At 49.7% G+C, this 839-nt stretch carries 1 protein-coding gene; it reads right to left on the minus strand.

The annotated features are described in order from the left end of the window. Nucleotides 1-443: 443 nt before the first annotated feature. A partial coding sequence (locus IEX22_RS16150) for a zinc-binding dehydrogenase (protein WP_188669259.1) occupies nt 444-839 on the minus strand: 396 nt, incomplete at its 5' end.

Raw genomic sequence — 839 nt, forward strand, 5'->3', positions numbered from 1 at the left:
GTCATGGACGACGATTGCATTGCCTCGTGCGGTTCTGAGTTCGCCATACCAAACTTGTTTCTTTGCAGTGTTATACATATATGCCAATACCCTTAAATCAACACATACACTAAAGTTTCTTTGGCCAAAGAAGCGCACTACTGCTCACTTTGCCATCTTGGTTTCCACCCCATACAGGCGGGATTTCAAGTGCGTATTCTTACAGAATCTTCCCGATAATCAATGCTACAAACCGTGATTTTTCCAACGAAATAACGATTAATTTATCGAGACTGCACAGTTCTCAATGTTCACAGAGGACTTTAGTCCAAATTTCCAGCAGGGCAAGTTGAATTTTAGGCGCAAACACCTTAAGGCCGCATGTTGCAGCCTTATCGTGACGGTAGAAAAAAGCAGCTGACGCCATCGTCAGCAGTGGCAGGGAGTAGCATGTCAGTAGCTACTTACTTCAGTGTCAGCACCACCTTGCCAGAATGGCTTCCCGACTCCAATAAATGATGTGCCGCAATGCACTCTTCTAGCGGAAACTGGGCAAAGAGATGGGGCTTCAACATGCCTTTATCCAGTAAGGGCCAGACCTTGGCCTTGAGTTCGGCAGCAATCGCCGCCTTGGCCGCGACACTTTGAGGCCTCAGGGTTGAACCGGTCCAAACAATACGCTTGGCTATCAAGCGGAAAAGGTCGACTTCGGCCTTGGCACCACGCTGCATGGCAATCGATACCATGCGGCCGTCGCAGGCAAGCAGCTTGAGGTTCTTGTTGACGAAGTCGCCACCGGCCATATCCAGCACCACCTCGACGCCCTTGCCTTGGGTCCAATCCATCACCGCTTCAACAAA

This window comes from Tersicoccus solisilvae, assembly GCF_014643255.1.
Lineage (GTDB): Bacteria > Actinomycetota > Actinomycetes > Actinomycetales > Micrococcaceae > Tersicoccus > Tersicoccus solisilvae.